Source organism: Nocardia sp. SYP-A9097, from assembly GCF_009649815.1.
In the GTDB taxonomy this organism is placed as follows: Bacteria; Actinomycetota; Actinomycetes; order Mycobacteriales; family Mycobacteriaceae; genus Nocardia.
The window spans coordinates 251,855-267,029 of record NZ_WJIC01000005.1 but is presented as its reverse complement, the minus strand read 5'-3'; the positions used below and the strand labels follow the sequence as shown (position 1 = coordinate 267,029).

Here is a 15,175-nt window from a genome sequence, read left to right as displayed (position 1 = left end):
TGCTGGGGACATACCAATCCCCTTCTGCGCGTGCCAAACTCGCTCGGTGTTGAACACACGGAAAACGGCAAGAAAACGGACGATCCAGTCGAATCGCCGCCGAATCCACACCAAGACAAAGCCTTTGCCCGCCATCCTCGGCGCGAGCATAGGTCGGCTCCGGACCGCGAGTGGCGTCCCTCGAAAGCGCGCCGCGCGGGCCTTGCACCTTGACGTCTCGATGATCAGCAGGCTCGAAGCCGGGCAAACCACCTTCAACGACGAGTACCTGGACACCCTATTGCGGCTGTACGGCGTCGACCCCTGCGAACAGTCGAGGTATCGCGCATGGGCGGGTCGCATACGGACCGATGCGGCGTGGTGGCCCGACACCCGGCACAACGAGAGCTCCGGCCTGGACGAACTACTGGACCTGGAGCCCCCCGCCCTCATTCGGAGTTATGACCTGGCCGTGGTGCCCGAACTTCTGCAAACCCCCGACTACGCGCGCGAGCTGCTACGGCTCGAGCATGAAGAACTCGCCGCCGACCGAGTTGACCGACTGCTCGAAGCGCGTCTGACGCGCGGGCGAATCCTCTCCGGCGAAAGGCCGCCCGTGGTGTGGCTGATTGTCGAAGCCGCCGCGCTGCGCCGCCGAATCGGCGAATACATGGTGTGGCGCAGGCAGATTCACCACCTGCTCAGCACCCTCGAGATGCCGAACGTGCGCGTACAGATACTCGAGGACTACGAGCACGGACCGGTACTGGCACACCACGCCTTCGCTTACCTCCGGTTCGCTGATCCCAGCCTGTCGGACCTGGTACGAGTGCGGCAATTGACCGGAACCATGTGCCTCGCGGATACCGAACGCTATCTGCAACTCGCCGATGAATTGGCGATCATGGCGAACCCACCGCAGTGCACCGCGGACCGACTACGCGAGCTACTGCACTGAGGGTTCCGCTCACCATTCCGCACGCACCCACGCCTGGAGAGCAATTCCATGACACAGCAACACAATCCGTGGCTCGATCTCGCCGCACTGGTCATCCTGATGGCCACCGTCGTGGCGCTGGTCGTCTTCGGGAACGCGGGCGCGGCCGTACTCACCGCCGCCGGCACGCTCATCGCGGCCGGTATGCGCGGATGGGTGCGAATGCGCCGCGGCTGAACTGCGGGGCTGTGCGGATGTTCGCGAATTACGCTGCGGATTGTGCGAATCGGCACAGGTTGCACCTTCAAGTCGGGGGGTGTTACCTGTGATGATGCGCTTGTCAGCGGCGGAGGGGAATTAGCATGGCAGCAGAACCCGGGAGTGGAACCGTGACCGAAACCCGTTGGCTCGACGATGTCGAGACGCGCGCGTGGCTGGGATTCGTGTTCACCCGCGACCTCATTGCCGCCGCGGTCGGACGCGATTCACTGCGCGAATCCAACCTCACCTATGTCGAGTACACCGTACTGGCCAGACTCGCCGACGCGCCCGATCATCGGCGCAGTTTCGCCGAACTCGCCGCCGTGCTGGAGTGGTCGCAGAGCCGGCTCTCGCATCAGATCACCCGAATGGAGAAGCGCGGCTTGGTCGCTCGCGAATCCATCCCCGACGATGCCCGGCGCACCGCCGCGGTGCTGACCGCGAAGGGCGAGCAGGTGCTGGCGGGGGCGGCGCCGGCACATGTGGAGAGCGTGCGCCGGCACATGATCGATGTACTGGACAACGGTCAGCTCACCGCCCTGGCCGATATCTACGACACCTTATTGGCGCATCATCGAAGACCCGATACGCGCAACCCCATCTGATGGCACCCTCGAAGGAATCCACAACCCCGCCCGGCAAGATCATCGAACGCGGGGCAAAATACCTACCGACCGGCGTTTGGTTTGGCACACGGGGGGTACTGGGTAAGACTAGGCTCGGCACCGGCTACCGACGGCGGTCGGCACCGAGCGCACGGACGGCAAACCAGCCGACCGCACCGATCGAGTACCCCAACCTGACCTTAGCGAAAGGGGCAGGAGTTTCCATGTCCGACGTGTCCATCAGCCTCTCGGCGGATTCGCTGCCCGCGGGTTCAGTCGACAACCTGCTCCCGCAGCTCGTCGAACACCTGCGGCAGAACCGCACCGAACTGCGCGAGGAGTGGGCGCGTCGAATTACCGATGCCCAGCTGCTGACCGCCATGACCCCGGAGGAGATCTTCTCCGAAGCGACCTCGGTCTACGACAACTATGTCGAGGTACTCGAGACCGGTAGCGTGGAAGCGCTGCAGGCCTACGCCCGTGACCTATCCGAACGCATCATTCCGCGAGGCGTCGAGACCGACGAGGTCGTCGGCATCGTGCTCCTGCTGCGAGATGTGCTGGCCCGCAGCCTCTTCGAGAAGTACCAGACCGACTTCGAGTTGCTGAAGCGGGTTTTGGACGCCTACGAACCGGCGGCCAACCGCATCGCCAATACCGTGGCCGTCTCCTTCGTGCAGGAGCGCGAGCGCGTTATCCGCCAGCAGCAGGAGGCGATTCGCGAGCTGTCCACCCCGGTGCTCCAGGTGCGTGAGCAGCTGCTGATTCTGCCCATCATCGGTGTGCTGGACAGCCAGCGCGCGCGTCAGCTCACCGAGCAGCTGCTGCGCGCGATTCGCGCCAATCGCGCCAAGGTCGTCGTCATCGATATCACCGGCGTGCCCGCGATCGACTCCACCGTGGCAAACCACCTGGTCCAAACGGTGGACGCGTCCGGACTCATGGGTGCGAATGTAATCATTACCGGCCTGTCGTCGGAGATTGCGCTCACACTGGTAACCATCGGCCTGGACCTGTCGAAGATGAACGCGGTCGGCGACCTCCAGGGCGGTATCGAAGAGGCGGAGCGACTCCTCGGTTACGAGGTGTCGCGTGTGCCCGCCGATCGCGACGGACGGTAATCCGGGACAGGGCCAATGCCGGTACCCATTCTTAAGCAGGGCACTTACCTCATCGCGTCCGTGCAGTCCGCACTGACCGATGCCGATACCGAACGCTTGCAAGACGATCTGATGAAGTACGTCAGCAAGTATCGCGCGCAGGGCATCATCGTCGATGTCACGGCAATCGACGTAATGGACTCCTTCGCCGCGAGATCGCTGCGTACCATCGCCCACATGACCAAGCTGCGCGGTGCGGAGACGGTCATTGTCGGCTTGCAACCCGAGGTCGCCTTCGCCATGGTGCAACTCGGACTCACCTTCGAAGATATGCACACCGCACTGGATCTGGAGGAAGGGCTGTCCTGGCTCAACCGCAAGATCAATGCCCGGGGTCAACGAGACGGTCGTGATCGTGGCCGCTGATGTCATGGTGATCGCGGTGAAGGTGTCCAATGACATCGTGACCGCTCGGCAGGCGGGGCTGGAGCTGGCAAGCACTCTCGGCTTCTCGCTATCCGATCGCACCATGATCGCCACGGCGATCTCCGAAGTCGCACGCAATATCACGAGTTATGCAGGCACCGGCGAGATCCGGCTCGCGGTCGGCGAGCGGGAGGGCCGGCGCGCCATGCTGGTGCAGGCCCAGGATCAAGGCCCCGGAATCATCGATATCGACCGCGCCCTGGAGGACGGCTACTCCACGGGACGCGGTCTGGGACTTGGACTTCCGGGCGCGCGCCGGCTCATGGACGGTTTGACCATCACCTCCAAACCCGGTCAGGGCACGCTCGTGGAGATGTGGAAGTGGGTGCCACGGGATGCGTGAGGACGGGTTCATCGGCACGGTCGAATGGGCCGTCGCCGGTCGTGCTCTGCCCGGACAGCGAGTCTCCGGGGACCGGTCGGTCGTCCTCGACGCGGGCGGTGGCTCAGTGCTTTTCGCGGTTCTGGACGGACTCGGGCACGGAGCCGCGGCGGCCGACGCGTCCGATCGGGCGGCGCAGGTGCTCTCCGAGAATCGTGCCGAGCCTTTGGATGTGCTGATCCTGCTGTGCCATCGCGCCATGTCCGATACCCGCGGCGCCGCGGTTTCGCTGGCGCTCTTCGACGCCGGGGACCGGCTGCACTGGCTGGGTGTCGGGAATGTCGAATCCCGTGTTGTCGCAGCGGCTCCCGGCAAACCGGCCATTCGCGCGGCGGCGCTGCTGTCGGCCGGCATCGTCGGCTATCTGCTGCCGCCGAACCTGCAATCGCAAACCGTGCCGGTGCGGCCGGGCGATCTGCTGCTCATGTCCACCGACGGCATCACCACCGACTACTCCGACGGAATCGACCTGGCCAAACCGACTTCCGAGATCACCGCCGAGATACTGGCTCGGCACGCCAAGGACACCGACGACGCCCTGGTGCTCGCGGCCCGGCATCGCGGCCACACCGTGAGGGGCCTGGGCCTGCACCCGGAGACCCCCGCATGAGCTCGGTGCTGGCGGCCTTCCGTGACGCGTACACCGGCGCGCTACGCCTGCACCTGCGCTCACCGAATCAGAACACCCTCGCCGAGGGCTATGAGCTCGGCCGCCGCGCACTGGTCGAGGGCGTGAGCATTCTCGACCTCACCGAACATCACTTCCGCATACTCGAGCAGGAGGGGTTGCTGCCGGTCGCCGATGACGAACGGGCCGAGGCCGCACTGGAATTCCTGCTGCAGACCATGGCGGCACTGGATGTGGCCACCCGCGGCTTCCTGGACGGCACCCGGCGCTATGAGCAACAGCGTTCGCGCGCGGAGGATCTCGCGGGGCGCGATGCCTTCCGCACCGCGCTGGTGGAGTCGCTGCAGGACGGCTTCTTCGTCGTGGACGCCGATGGCACACTGGTGGAGGTCAATTCGGCCTTCGGCGCGCTCACCGGGTACGGCCCGGATGGCGTCCCGTACCCGCTCCCGCACCCGTGGTCATTGGCCGAAGCACCGCGCTATCCGGCTCTGGGCACCGATGCGGCGCGCTTCGTCACCCCCATCCGGCATCGGGACGGACGGCGGCTCTGGCTGGCTGTCTCGACCAGTTCACTGGTGAAACCCGAGAACGGCGAACGGATTTTCGTCGGCACCATTCGCGATGTCACCGCCGAACATGATGCCCAGGCGCGCGATCAGGCGGTCTCGCGTTTGGCGACGGCGGTCGGCGCGGCCACCAGCGTGGTCGAGGTGCTGGCCGTCGGCCTGGAGGAACTGCGCCGCGCGGTCGGCGCGGAGTCCGCCGTGGTCTCGGTCTGGCCCAACCGGCATACCGGGCCGGAACTCTATGTCTCCGAGGACAATCCGCAATTGCAGACGGTCGCCGCCGGTGGCATCGCGCTGCGGTCGGGCGAGCGGGAGGCCGCAATGGCAGCGGCGGGCAGGGAATCCCGCCAGGTCCTCGACGCACGGGCCCGCGCACTGCTGGATCGGGCCCGCCTGCGGCCCGGCCGCACCATGTTCGCGATTCCCGAGGGCGTGTCGAGCTCGGAGGGCATAGTTGCCCCGCTCGGTGAGGCCGGGGATTCCGCGCTCTGGCTGCGATTCGCCGCGCCGCGCGCCATCACGCCCGATGATTGGGCGCTCTTCTCCCTGCTGATAGGGCATTTGAGCCTGGCGGTACAGCGTGCCCGCAACTTCGATCAGGCACGCTCCACCTCACTCACCCTGCAGCGCGCCATGCTCGGGCCGATCGAATTGCCGCCGCGTTTCTCGGTGCACTACGAACCCGCCCTGCCCCCATTGGAAATCGGTGGCGACTGGTACGACGTGGTGCGCCTGGCGGACGACACCATCGGCGTAGTGGTCGGCGACTGTGTAGGCCGAGGATTGTCCGCCGCCGTGGTCATGGGCCAATTACGCACCGCCGCACGTGCTTTGCTGCTGCGCGGCGCGGGACCGGCGCAATTGCTGGCCGAACTCGATACCGTGGCCGCCCGCATACCCGGCGCCATGTGCACCACAGTCTGCGCCGCCATCCTGGACCCCGTGCGTAATCTGGTGCGCTACTCCAGCGCCGGGCATATGCCACCGATTCTCGCCGAACCCGGTACGCGCGGCAGGCTTTTGGAGGGCGGCCGGGCGGTGCCGCTGGCCACCTTCGAGACACCGCGCCGCCCGGAGGCCACCACCGCCATGGCTCCCGGATCCACACTGGTGCTGTTCACCGACGGTCTGGTGGAACAGCGCGGTATCGATATCGACGACCGCTTCGTCGAACTGGCCGATGAATTGACCGGGGCCGCAACGCAACTGCCCCGCGAGGTCGCCGACGCCGTACTGTCGCGGCTGCGGCCCAGCGCCGGATACGACGATGATGTGGCCCTGGTGGTCTACCGGCAGCCGCCGAAACCGTTGCGGCTGGACACGCCGGCAACACCGGGCGAATTGTCCCGTATGCGACGCGAACTCAAATCCTGGCTCGCCGCCGCCGCCGTCCCGCACGACTGCGGCGCCGATCTCGTCGCGGCCGCCAACGAGGCACTCAGCAACAGCATCGAGCACGCATATCTGGACGGTGGAGCCGGCCGCGTCGAGCTCACCGCCGAATGTGGTCTGGACACAGTCACACTCGTGGTCACCGATACCGGTGTCTGGCGGCCTTTACCGGAGGATCCTGGACATCGTGGCCGCGGCATCGCCATGATGCGCGCGCTCACCGACCAACTGGATATCGATCACACCGGTCCCGGCACCCAGGTCCGGATGACCACCCGATTGCCGGCGGTCTCTTTCTCGGCGGCCAGTCGCGTGTGAACATGGAAGGCACATATGCGCCATCGCCTTCCGGAAGAACGAGAAAACCCTGCGGTAACTGGGCTTTTCGCGATTTCCCGGCAACCCGTAACGAAACCGATGTCGCAGACGATGCAGCACGAACGGACGGATCATGGCAGATTGTTCCAACGTGACCAATACATCCGGAGACGCGTATCCCCTCGGCGAGACGATGACCACCACGGTCACCGTGCACGAAGGCGCGACCGTGCTCGCGGTTGTCGGTGAGGTAGACCTGGCGACCGCGCCCGCACTCGAGAGCGCGATCGATTCCACCCTGTCCGGCAAACCGGGCGCGCTCGTCATCGATTTGTCGGAGGTGAGTTTTCTGGCCTCTGCGGGCATGGCGGCGCTGGTCGCCGCCCATCAGCGCGCCGGGGCCACCCGCATCGCGGTCGTCGCCGACGGGCCCGCCACCAGCCGCCAATTGAAAATGACCAATCTCGATCAGGTGTTCGCGCTACACGCCACGCTGGATCAGGCCCTCAGCGCGCTGAACGGGAACTGACACTCGAACCGATAACGAATCGAGCCCCACCGCGATCGACGCGGTGGGGCTCGTCCTTATTTTCAGGGCACTCAGTCGCAGATATTGCGAAGCTGCTCAACGAGCTTCACACGATCGGCGGAGGTCGCGGCCATCGGCACCACATTGAGCGCGGTCACCCCGGCCTCGCGGAACGCGGCCACGCGCTCCTTCACGAAGCCGGCCGAACCGATCAGGCTGGTATCGCGCACCAGCTCGTCCGGGACCACCTTGGCGGCCTCATCCTTCTTGCCCTCCAGGTACAGCTCCTGGATGCGGTCCGCCTCGGCACCGTAGCCGTACTTGGTGGCCAGGGTGTGATAGAAATTCTTGCCCTTGGCACCCATACCGCCGATGTACAGCGCCAGATGCGGTTTCACGAATTCGCGCAGCGGCTCGACATTGTCGCCGATGGCCAGGGCCGGACCGGCGAACACATCGAGCTTGCCCAGTGCCGGATCACGTTTGGCCAGACCGGCTTTGAGCGAACCGCCCCAAATGTCATCGGCCTTCTCCGGCAGGAAGAAGATCGGCTGCCAGCCCTCGGCCATTTCGGCGGCGAGCTCCACATTCTTCGGGCCGAGCGCGGCGAGCAGCACCGGAATGTTCTCGCGCACAGGGTGATTGATGAGCTTGAGCGGCTTGCCCATACCGGTGCCCTTTTCGGCGGGCAGCGGAATCGTGTAGTACTTGCCGTTGTACTCCAGCCGCTCGCGCTTCCATACCTTGCGGCAGATCTCCAGCACCTCGCGGGTGCGGCCGATCGGCGCGTCATACGGCACGCCGTGGAAGCCCTCGATCACCTGCGGACCGGACGCGCCCAGCCCCAGAATGAAACGCCCGTCCGAGACGTAGTCCAGACCGGCGGCGGTCATGGCCGTCAGCGTAGGCGTGCGGGTATAGAGCTGCATGATGCCCGAGGCCAGCTGCACCCGTTCGGTCTTCGCGGCGATGTAGCCGAGCGCGCTCACCGCGTCGAACGAATACGCCTCCGGCACGAAGACGATGTCGAGGCCGGCCCGTTCGAGGTCGGCGACCTCGCCGGCTACCTCTTTGAAGCCGTCGGTGTAATTGATCGATAGCCCGATACGCATGACCGGAAGCTTAAGGGCTGGCCAGAAGGAGGTTTCACCTCACCCCTGGTGAGGGGCACGCTCACCGAGTATGTCCCGCGCTGTCCGGGAGCGACCTGAGCCGTCCTGGGAAATTATGGCACGAGATCTGACACTGCGCGTCCTGGACTGTCCCCACCCCAGTCCGCCGAAACAAGATCACAAGAGGTCGCGACCAGCCGATCTCGAACCCTCCAGACCCACAAATAGCAAACTAGACAGCAACTCGATGACGACAACAGCGAAGACGAGAACGACCCGAGATTCGGGCCAGCAGTCGCAGACGTCGACGATCGCTACTGATCGGTTATTGGACAAGCTCAGCGAGCACTTTGAGAATCAGGCTCCCGGCATCACGGCCGTATACAGCTGAGTTCTTCAGCACCTCGAACATGCGCGCGTACAACTGGCATTCAGCTGGTTGCGTGACTTGGATACTCGCGGTGGGTGTTTCGAGTGCAACCAAGTCGTCGTCGAAGATCCAGAATCCGGCGGAGGCGACTGTCTCACGTTCGGTCATGAGTGGAATGATGCCGACCGATATGTGGGGAAGTGACATCAGTTCGAGGAGCCGGCCTAGAGGGCCTGTCGCGATCGGCATTGCCTATTGTGCTCCGCGTCACTATAGTGGGGTCGCTTTAGTCAAGCACTTGACTATTAATCCATTGTCCGCATGTGAGGCCGCCTGATCTTGGTTACCGCCCCTGTCCCGACCCGCACCCCGCTGCCGATAATCCAGACCGCAGTCTTCGACCGGTGGCGAGAGATGGTCGGTAGCCAGTTCGTCCTCCTCGATGCACTCCCATTCCAGGGCCGCCCGTTCCACGGCGCACTCGCCAGCGCGCAGTTCGGACCCGTGCTGGCGTCCGTGATCTCCGCGCAACCGCATCGCATCTCCCGGACCCCGCGCCACATCGCCAGGAGCTCGCCTGGCTACTACAAGGTCAGCTTCCAGCTGAAGGGAACCTGCCGGTTGTCACAGCAGGACAAGCAGGTGCTCCTGACCCCTGGCAACGTCGCGATCTACGATACCGACCTTCCGTACTCGATGCAGTTCGACGACGCGTACTCGATGCTGGTCCTGATGTTTCCCAGAAAAATGCTCGGCATCCCCGAATCACCGTTCAAAACCATCGCCGCAACCGCGGTGTCCTGCGATTCCGGCGTCGGAGCGGTGGTCAAGCCTTTCCTGACAGGCATGGCCGCCAACCTCGCGCAACTGGACGGGCTGGAGAACTGGGCCAGCGCCACGCCGATGGCGCGGTCCACGGTGGACATGCTCACCGTGCTTTTCAACGATCACTTGAACCGAACGACCCCGACCGCTGAGGCCTCGAAGAGCATTCTGCTGCAACAGATCCTCGGGTACATCGACGCGCACCTCGCCGAGCCCTCTCTCACGCCGGACGAGATCGCCGCGACCCACCACATCTCCCGGCGCCAGCTTTACAAGCTGTTCGAACCGCAGGAGCACACCGTCGCCGGCTGGATCCGTCAGCAGCGGCTGAATCGGTGCCAGGAGGATCTGGCCAACCACGCACTGGCCGACGACCCGGTGGGACGCATCGGCGCCCGGTGGGGATTCGGCGACCCCGCACACTTCAGTCATTCGTTCAAGCTCGCGTTCGGGATGAGTCCCAGGGACTTTCGGCAGACCTGCGCCTGACGGCCCGTGCGCAGAACGCCAACGATCGTGCACGGGTAGACATGGGGCGACTTCGGTCCACGGAGCAGCATCGATGACAGTCACGGCACTCCGGATGCAAAGGACCGTCAATCATGGACCGCAAGACCCAGCTGTATGTCGGGGGGAAGTGGCAGCCCGCCCGCTCCGGTGACACGTTCGAGACCATCGACCCCGCCACCGGCGAGGTGCACGCGCAGTGCGCCGCCGCCGGCGCGGCGGATGTAGACGCTTCGGTCGCCGCGGCACGAAGCGCACTGGTGGACCCCGCATGGGCCGAACTGACACCCGCGGCGCGGGCCAAGCTGCTCTGGCGGATCGGTGACCTCATCGACGAGCACGCCGACGAGCTTGCCGCGCTGGAGACCGCAGACCAGGGCCAGCCGCTCGCCATCGCCCGCGCGGTGAGTGTGGCTGGAGCCGCTGAGCACTTCCGCTACTACGCGGGCTGGGTGACCAAGATCGAGGGCGAGTCCGTACCGGTGTCCTTCCCTGGCGTGGTGCAGTACTCCAAACGCGAGCCGGTCGGGGTGTGCGCGCTGATCACCCCGTGGAACTTCCCGCTTATGATCGCCAGCTGGAAGATCGCGCCCGCGTTGGCCTGCGGCAACACGGTCATCATCAAGCCGGCCTCGCAGACTCCCTTGACCACGGTCCGGCTGGTGGAGCTGTGCGAGGAGGCCGGCCTGCCGGGAGGCGTGGTGAACCTGCTGACCGGCGGCCCCGTGGTGGGCAAGGCGCTGGTCGCCCACCACGACGTCGACAAGGTCTCGTTCACCGGGTCCACCGCCGTCGGTCGGGAGATCGTCCAGTCCAGCGCCGGCAACCTCAAGCGCGTCTCGCTCGAACTCGGCGGCAAGGCACCCGCGATCGTGCTGCCCGATGCCGACCTGGAGGCCACCATCGCGGGCTGCTTACAGGGCGCGCTCCTCAACAGCGGGCAGGTGTGCGCGGCATACACCCGGTTCTTCGTGCACCGCAGCGTGTCCGACGAGTTCGCCGAGCGTTGCGCGCGCGCGATCGAACAGATGACGGTCGGAGCGGGCGACGACCCGGCAACCGACCTGGGTCCGCTGGCCTCCGCCGGGCACCTCGCGCACGTGCAGAGCCTCGTGCAGGCAGGCATCGACGAGGGCGCGCGGCTTGTCACCGGCGGCTCGACCCTGGATCGTCCCGGCTTCTTCTTCCAGCCGACGGTCTTCACCGACGTGCGCGATGACATGCGGATCGCGCGTGAGGAGATATTCGGCCCGGTCATCTCGATCCTGCCGTACGACGACGAGTCGGAGCTGGTCGACCGCGCCAACGACACCGAATACGGTCTCGCGGCGTCGGTGTGGACCCGCGATGTCGGCAAGGCACACCGGTTCGCCAGCGCAGTCCGGGCGGGCACGGTGTTCATCAACATGCCGAATCCGGTCGACGCGGCTGCGCCGTGGGGCGGATTCAAGTCCAGCGGCTGGGGGCGCGAGATGGGCAAGCACGCGATCGAGTTGTACACCGAGCTCAAGAGCGTCTGGACGAACGTCGGCTAGTCCGAACGGAATTCGACGGCCCCTGGGATGCTGAACCGCGCCCCAGGGGCCGTCGTCGTTGATCGGGATCCGGACCATTCCTGTCCGATCTATGAGCGATGGATGGCGGGGAAGATCAGGGTGTCGAGGGCGCATGAGGTGTGGAACCGTCATCCGTCGATCTCGAAGCGGTGCGGGGTGGGGCGCAGTGTGAGGCCGCTGCCGACGATGAGGTCTGTCCAGATAACGGTGTAACTCGGGTCACCCCTCGCGCTATCGCTTCCCAGAACCGGACGCGGTCTTCACGCCATGCTCGAACCGTCGGTGGCCCACGCACGGCGAACGTGTCTCACAACACAAGAAACTACTCAATGGTTTGACCATATTTCCTCAGGTGCGGCGCTTCCGGGCCACCTCATCCATGCCGTGCATGAGTTTCTCGAGCAGACCTGTCAGCACTCGCTGCTCAGGCTTCGACAGCGCATTCGCCCAGGCCTGCTCACGGCGATTGTGCTGCTCGAACGCTCCGGCAATCGCATCTCGCCCCTTGTCCGTGAGCGCGATCTCGACGGCACGACCATCATGAAGCGCGCGCGTCCGAGTGACGAGCCCGTCTCGCTCGAGCGTGTTCACCAGCGCTGACACCGCAGCACGGCTGTTGCCGGACAGCTCCGCAATCCGCTTCGCTTCCATGGCCCCGGCCAGCCACACCACGAAGAGAACCCGGAATCCGGACCAACTCCAACCGTTCGGCCGATGCACGGTCGATTCCAGGTCGTACGCGAGCGCGCTGGTCACCCGATGCAGCGTCAGAACGAGTCGCATCGCCACCGGATCCACTTGGGGGAGTTCGCGATACGCCTTGTCGACGGCGTAGTCGACGAAAGTCAGGTAGTCGAGCTCGGCGGCAGCGTTCGACGGTTCGGTCATGAGTTCAGGCTAGCGGCATAAGCCTGCGCACCGAGGGGGACGGTCATCCACTTCCCAAGTGGGTGTGGGGCGAGTTACACTGCGATTTAATCAAAGCTTTGATCAAAGGAGCATTCATGAGTTCCAAAGCCTTCGCCTCATCCGCCGACCTCGGCGAAAAGACGCAGACTCTCGAGGTACTGGCTGACGGCGTGTACGCCCTGACCGCAGAGGGTGATCCCAACATCGGAGCGATCGAGGGTGAGGACTTCCTCGTATGCTTCGAGGCTCTGGCCACCCCCACCGCGGCCCGGGAGTGGCTGTCCAAGTTGCGAGAGCACACCGACAAGCCGGTGAAGTATCTGGTGCTGTCGCACTACCACGCTGTGCGAGTACTCGGTGCGAGCGCATACGACGCCGGGACGGTCATCGCCCACGACACCACGCGACGGCTGGTCGCAGAACGCGGTGAGCAGGACTGGGCCTCCGAATTCGGTCGCATGCCAAGGCTTTTCAAGGACCCGGAGTCTGTTCCCGGCCTCACTTGGCCGACGCAGACGTTCTCCGACACCGTCACTATCGATCTGGGTGGTGATCGCGGAGATCTCGAGCTCAAATTCCTGGGCCGTGGTCATACAGAGGGTGACATCGTCGCGTGGCTGCCCAAGCACAAGATCCTCTTCGCCGGCGATCTCGTCGAGGCCGAAGCTGCGCTTTACACCGGCGATGCGTTCCATCGAGAGTGGTCGACCGACACCCTCGACAGGGTCAAGGCACTCGGCGCAGAGCAGTTGATCGGCGGACGCGGCGCCGTCGCGCGGGGCCGCGAAGCGTGCGACGCAGCTGTCGAGCAGACCCGCAACTTCCTGAGTGTGATGCTCCGTGAGGTCGGTGTGGTGCATCAGCGTGGCGGAACTTTGAAAGAAGCCTTCGAGTCGACCCATGCAGCACTGTTCGAACAGTACGGCCGCTGGCCGATCTTCGAACACTGCTTGCCTTTCGATGTCTCCCGAGTGTGGGACGAACTCTCCGGCATCGAGCGCCCCGTCATCTGGACGGCGGAGCGCGATCTCGAAGTGTGGAACAAGTTGCAGGGAGAGACTCGATGAAAAACCAATTCATGCACCGTGTCGCTATCATCGGCAACGGTCCGGTCGGACAGACGGCAGCGCTGTTGCTCGCCCGGTGGGGCGTGCCGTCGGTCGTGCTCGACGGCCGCCCGCATCGCGATCCGATCGGTTCGAAAGCGATCTGTCAGCAACGCGACGTACTCGACATTTGGGAAGCGGCCAGCGGAGCGGGGCAGCGAATCGCGGCGGAGGGTTTGACCTGGACCACCGCGCGAACGCTGTACCGGGATCGAGAGTTGTTCTCCTATGACCTCGTCGATCGTGGCCGGTCACACTTTCCGGCCTTCGTCAACCTCTCACAAACGCGGACGGAACAGATTCTCGACGAGCACATCCTCTCCGAGGACTTGATCGACGTGAAGTGGGGGCACGAGGTCACCGGTGTCACGCAGGAGGACAACGGAGTTTCACTGTCCTGCACCACCGTCGACGGCAATCCGGCAACGATCGAGGCCGAGTACGTGATCGCCTGCGCAGGGGCACGCGGTGATGCGATCCGCAACGCAGTGGGGGTCACGTTCGACGGAGAATCGTTCGACGACCGATTCCTCATCTGCGATATCAAGGCAGACCTGCCTGGGTGGTCCAACGAGCGACGTTTCTACTTCGATCCCGCCTGGAATCCGGGGCGGCAGATCTTGATTCACCCCTGCCCCGACTCCACCTATCGCATCGACTGGCAGGTGCCAGGAGATTACGACCTCGAACTGGAAGAGTCCAGCGGCGCGCTCGATGCCCGCATTCGTGCCGTCATCGGCGACCAGCCGTACGAGATCGTGTGGAAGTCGGTGTACCGCTTCCACTCTCGCCTCGTCGACCGCATGCGGGTCGGCCGGATCCTGCTCGCTGGAGACTGTGCTCATCTGGTGTCACCGTTCGGTGCCCGAGGACTGAATTCCGGTGTCACCGACGCCGAGAACGCCGCATGGAAACTGGCGTTCGTCCTGAACGGCTGGGCGCCGGAAGCGCTGCTGGACACGTATCACGACGAACGGCACGCGGCTGCGCTGGAGAATATTCATGTCACCACCGACACAATGAACTTCCTGGTACCGCGCGATGACGACCGGCGGCGCAAGCGAGCGGAAACCCTCGACGCCGCAGTGGTCGATCCGGGCATGAGCAGCGAGGTTGACTCCGGCCGACTTGCCGAACCGTTCTGGTACACCGACTCGCCGCTGACCACAGCCGACTCCCGACGTCCCTTCGGCGGACGCCCACTTCGCGGAACGGTCCCACCGGCCGGACCCGGCGTGCTCGTTCCGGATGTGCCGGTGTCGGTGGGGAATTCACTGCACTCGCGGCTACGGGAGCTCGCTCGTGACGGCTTCTTGGTACTGGTCGCACCCGGAAACGAATTCGCGCCGGTTCGTGAAGCGGCCGTGACCGCGGTGACCGCACCGGTACGGGTATTGGAAACCTCCGAACTCGACGTGTGCGACGCACTCAGGGACGCGTTGGACCTGCGGCCGGGTGACGTGTGGGTGATTCGGCCGGATGCCCACGTCGCTGCGGTTCTGGACCGGCCGGAAACGGCCGAAGTGGTGGCGGCGCTCCGGCGGGCGGTTCACCACTCAACAGTTGATCACGTTGCACCGCTTGCCAATTAGAAGCATTACCAG

16 protein-coding genes are annotated in these 15,175 nt (G+C 64.9%); 13 read left to right on the top strand and 3 right to left on the bottom strand.

Translation table 11 applies throughout. The features are described 5' to 3' along the window. The first annotated feature begins 46 nt into the window (after positions 1 to 46). The 9 genes from GFY24_RS13680 (at position 47) to GFY24_RS13640 (ending at position 7,186) form a co-directional block, all read left to right on the top strand. The gene (locus tag GFY24_RS13680) at positions 47 to 937 is read left to right on the top strand and encodes a helix-turn-helix transcriptional regulator (RefSeq protein ID WP_153805399.1); all 891 of its coding nucleotides are present in this window, start codon (positions 47 to 49) and stop codon (positions 935 to 937) included. 48 nt (positions 938 to 985) lie between these two features. Next, a complete protein-coding gene (locus GFY24_RS13675) occupies positions 986 to 1,153 on the top strand; it encodes a hypothetical protein (protein WP_153805398.1) in 168 nt (55 codons plus the stop codon). A 152-nt stretch (positions 1,154 to 1,305) separates the two neighbouring features. Beyond that, positions 1,306 to 1,782: a MarR family transcriptional regulator gene (locus GFY24_RS13670; RefSeq protein WP_309230816.1), complete on the top strand. Its 477-nt coding sequence runs from the start codon at positions 1,306 to 1,308 to the stop codon at positions 1,780 to 1,782. Between the two features lie 224 nt (positions 1,783 to 2,006). Further along, positions 2,007 to 2,903 carry an STAS domain-containing protein gene (locus GFY24_RS13665; protein WP_153805396.1) on the top strand — a complete coding sequence of 299 codons (897 nt, stop codon included), beginning with the start codon at positions 2,007 to 2,009 and terminating at the stop codon, positions 2,901 to 2,903. A 15-nt stretch (positions 2,904 to 2,918) separates the two neighbouring features. After that, positions 2,919 to 3,308 carry an STAS domain-containing protein gene (locus tag GFY24_RS13660; RefSeq protein ID WP_067562687.1) on the top strand — a complete coding sequence of 130 codons (390 nt, stop codon included), beginning with the start codon at positions 2,919 to 2,921 and terminating at the stop codon, positions 3,306 to 3,308. Further along, on the top strand, positions 3,298 to 3,711 hold the full coding sequence (locus GFY24_RS13655) for an ATP-binding protein (RefSeq protein WP_309230844.1): 414 nt from the start codon (positions 3,298 to 3,300) through the stop codon (positions 3,709 to 3,711). The genes GFY24_RS13660 and GFY24_RS13655 overlap by 11 nt, the downstream gene beginning before the upstream one ends. Then, positions 3,704 to 4,360: a SpoIIE family protein phosphatase gene (locus GFY24_RS13650; protein ID WP_153805394.1), complete on the top strand. Its 657-nt coding sequence runs from the start codon at positions 3,704 to 3,706 to the stop codon at positions 4,358 to 4,360. The genes GFY24_RS13655 and GFY24_RS13650 overlap by 8 nt, the downstream gene beginning before the upstream one ends. Then, positions 4,357 to 6,657 carry a SpoIIE family protein phosphatase gene (locus GFY24_RS13645; protein WP_153805393.1) on the top strand — a complete coding sequence of 767 codons (2,301 nt, stop codon included), beginning with the start codon at positions 4,357 to 4,359 and terminating at the stop codon, positions 6,655 to 6,657. Before GFY24_RS13650 ends, GFY24_RS13645 begins: the two co-directional genes overlap by 4 nt. A gap of 193 nt (positions 6,658 to 6,850) precedes the next feature. Next, positions 6,851 to 7,186: an STAS domain-containing protein gene (locus GFY24_RS13640; RefSeq protein WP_153805541.1), complete on the top strand. Its 336-nt coding sequence runs from the start codon at positions 6,851 to 6,853 to the stop codon at positions 7,184 to 7,186. Between the two features lie 71 nt (positions 7,187 to 7,257). Here GFY24_RS13640 and GFY24_RS13635 read toward each other — a convergent pair whose 3' ends face one another. Together GFY24_RS13635 and GFY24_RS13630 are read right to left on the bottom strand one after the other, a co-directional pair. Continuing rightward, on the bottom strand, positions 7,258 to 8,298 hold the full coding sequence (locus GFY24_RS13635; protein WP_153805392.1) for an LLM class F420-dependent oxidoreductase: 1,041 nt from the start codon (positions 8,296 to 8,298) through the stop codon (positions 7,258 to 7,260). 325 nt (positions 8,299 to 8,623) lie between these two features. Next, on the bottom strand, positions 8,624 to 8,917 hold the full coding sequence (locus GFY24_RS13630; RefSeq protein ID WP_228566271.1) for a Scr1 family TA system antitoxin-like transcriptional regulator: 294 nt from the start codon (positions 8,915 to 8,917) through the stop codon (positions 8,624 to 8,626). A 165-nt stretch (positions 8,918 to 9,082) separates the two neighbouring features. On the opposite strand from GFY24_RS13630, the gene GFY24_RS13625 reads away from it, so the two are divergent. Then, positions 9,083 to 9,982 carry a helix-turn-helix domain-containing protein gene (locus GFY24_RS13625; protein ID WP_153805391.1) on the top strand — a complete coding sequence of 300 codons (900 nt, stop codon included), beginning with the start codon at positions 9,083 to 9,085 and terminating at the stop codon, positions 9,980 to 9,982. Between the two features lie 113 nt (positions 9,983 to 10,095). Further along, entirely contained in the window at positions 10,096 to 11,535 is a 1,440-nt protein-coding gene (locus GFY24_RS13620) for an aldehyde dehydrogenase (RefSeq protein ID WP_153805390.1), read from the top strand. 369 nt (positions 11,536 to 11,904) lie between these two features. Here GFY24_RS13620 and GFY24_RS13615 read toward each other — a convergent pair whose 3' ends face one another. After that, positions 11,905 to 12,444, bottom strand: a complete 540-nt coding sequence (locus GFY24_RS13615) for a MarR family winged helix-turn-helix transcriptional regulator (RefSeq protein ID WP_153805389.1) — start codon at positions 12,442 to 12,444, stop codon at positions 11,905 to 11,907. Between the two features lie 116 nt (positions 12,445 to 12,560). On the opposite strand from GFY24_RS13615, the gene GFY24_RS13610 reads away from it, so the two are divergent. Then, positions 12,561 to 13,532, top strand: a complete 972-nt coding sequence (locus GFY24_RS13610; protein ID WP_153805388.1) for an MBL fold metallo-hydrolase — start codon at positions 12,561 to 12,563, stop codon at positions 13,530 to 13,532. Positions 13,533 to 13,543: 11 nt separating this feature from the next. Then, entirely contained in the window at positions 13,544 to 15,163 is a 1,620-nt protein-coding gene (locus GFY24_RS13605) for an FAD-dependent monooxygenase (protein WP_255458653.1), read from the top strand. The last annotated feature ends 12 nt before the right edge of the window (positions 15,164 to 15,175 follow it).

Coding starts and splice junctions, on each gene's coding strand:
- GFY24_RS13675 (WP_153805398.1), top strand. CDS start 986: ATGACACAGCAACACAATCCGTGGCTCGATCTCGCCGCACTGGTCATC.
- GFY24_RS13665 (WP_153805396.1), top strand. CDS start 2,007: ATGTCCGACGTGTCCATCAGCCTCTCGGCGGATTCGCTGCCCGCGGGT.
- GFY24_RS13660 (WP_067562687.1), top strand. CDS start 2,919: ATGCCGGTACCCATTCTTAAGCAGGGCACTTACCTCATCGCGTCCGTG.
- GFY24_RS13650 (WP_153805394.1), top strand. CDS start 3,704: ATGCGTGAGGACGGGTTCATCGGCACGGTCGAATGGGCCGTCGCCGGT.
- GFY24_RS13645 (WP_153805393.1), top strand. CDS start 4,357: ATGAGCTCGGTGCTGGCGGCCTTCCGTGACGCGTACACCGGCGCGCTA.
- GFY24_RS13640 (WP_153805541.1), top strand. CDS start 6,851: ATGACCACCACGGTCACCGTGCACGAAGGCGCGACCGTGCTCGCGGTT.
- GFY24_RS13635 (WP_153805392.1), bottom strand. CDS start 8,298: ATGCGTATCGGGCTATCGATCAATTACACCGACGGCTTCAAAGAGGTA.
- GFY24_RS13630 (WP_228566271.1), bottom strand. CDS start 8,917: ATGCCGATCGCGACAGGCCCTCTAGGCCGGCTCCTCGAACTGATGTCA.
- GFY24_RS13625 (WP_153805391.1), top strand. CDS start 9,083: ATGGTCGGTAGCCAGTTCGTCCTCCTCGATGCACTCCCATTCCAGGGC.
- GFY24_RS13620 (WP_153805390.1), top strand. CDS start 10,096: ATGGACCGCAAGACCCAGCTGTATGTCGGGGGGAAGTGGCAGCCCGCC.
- GFY24_RS13615 (WP_153805389.1), bottom strand. CDS start 12,444: ATGACCGAACCGTCGAACGCTGCCGCCGAGCTCGACTACCTGACTTTC.
- GFY24_RS13610 (WP_153805388.1), top strand. CDS start 12,561: ATGAGTTCCAAAGCCTTCGCCTCATCCGCCGACCTCGGCGAAAAGACG.
- GFY24_RS13605 (WP_255458653.1), top strand. CDS start 13,544: ATGCACCGTGTCGCTATCATCGGCAACGGTCCGGTCGGACAGACGGCA.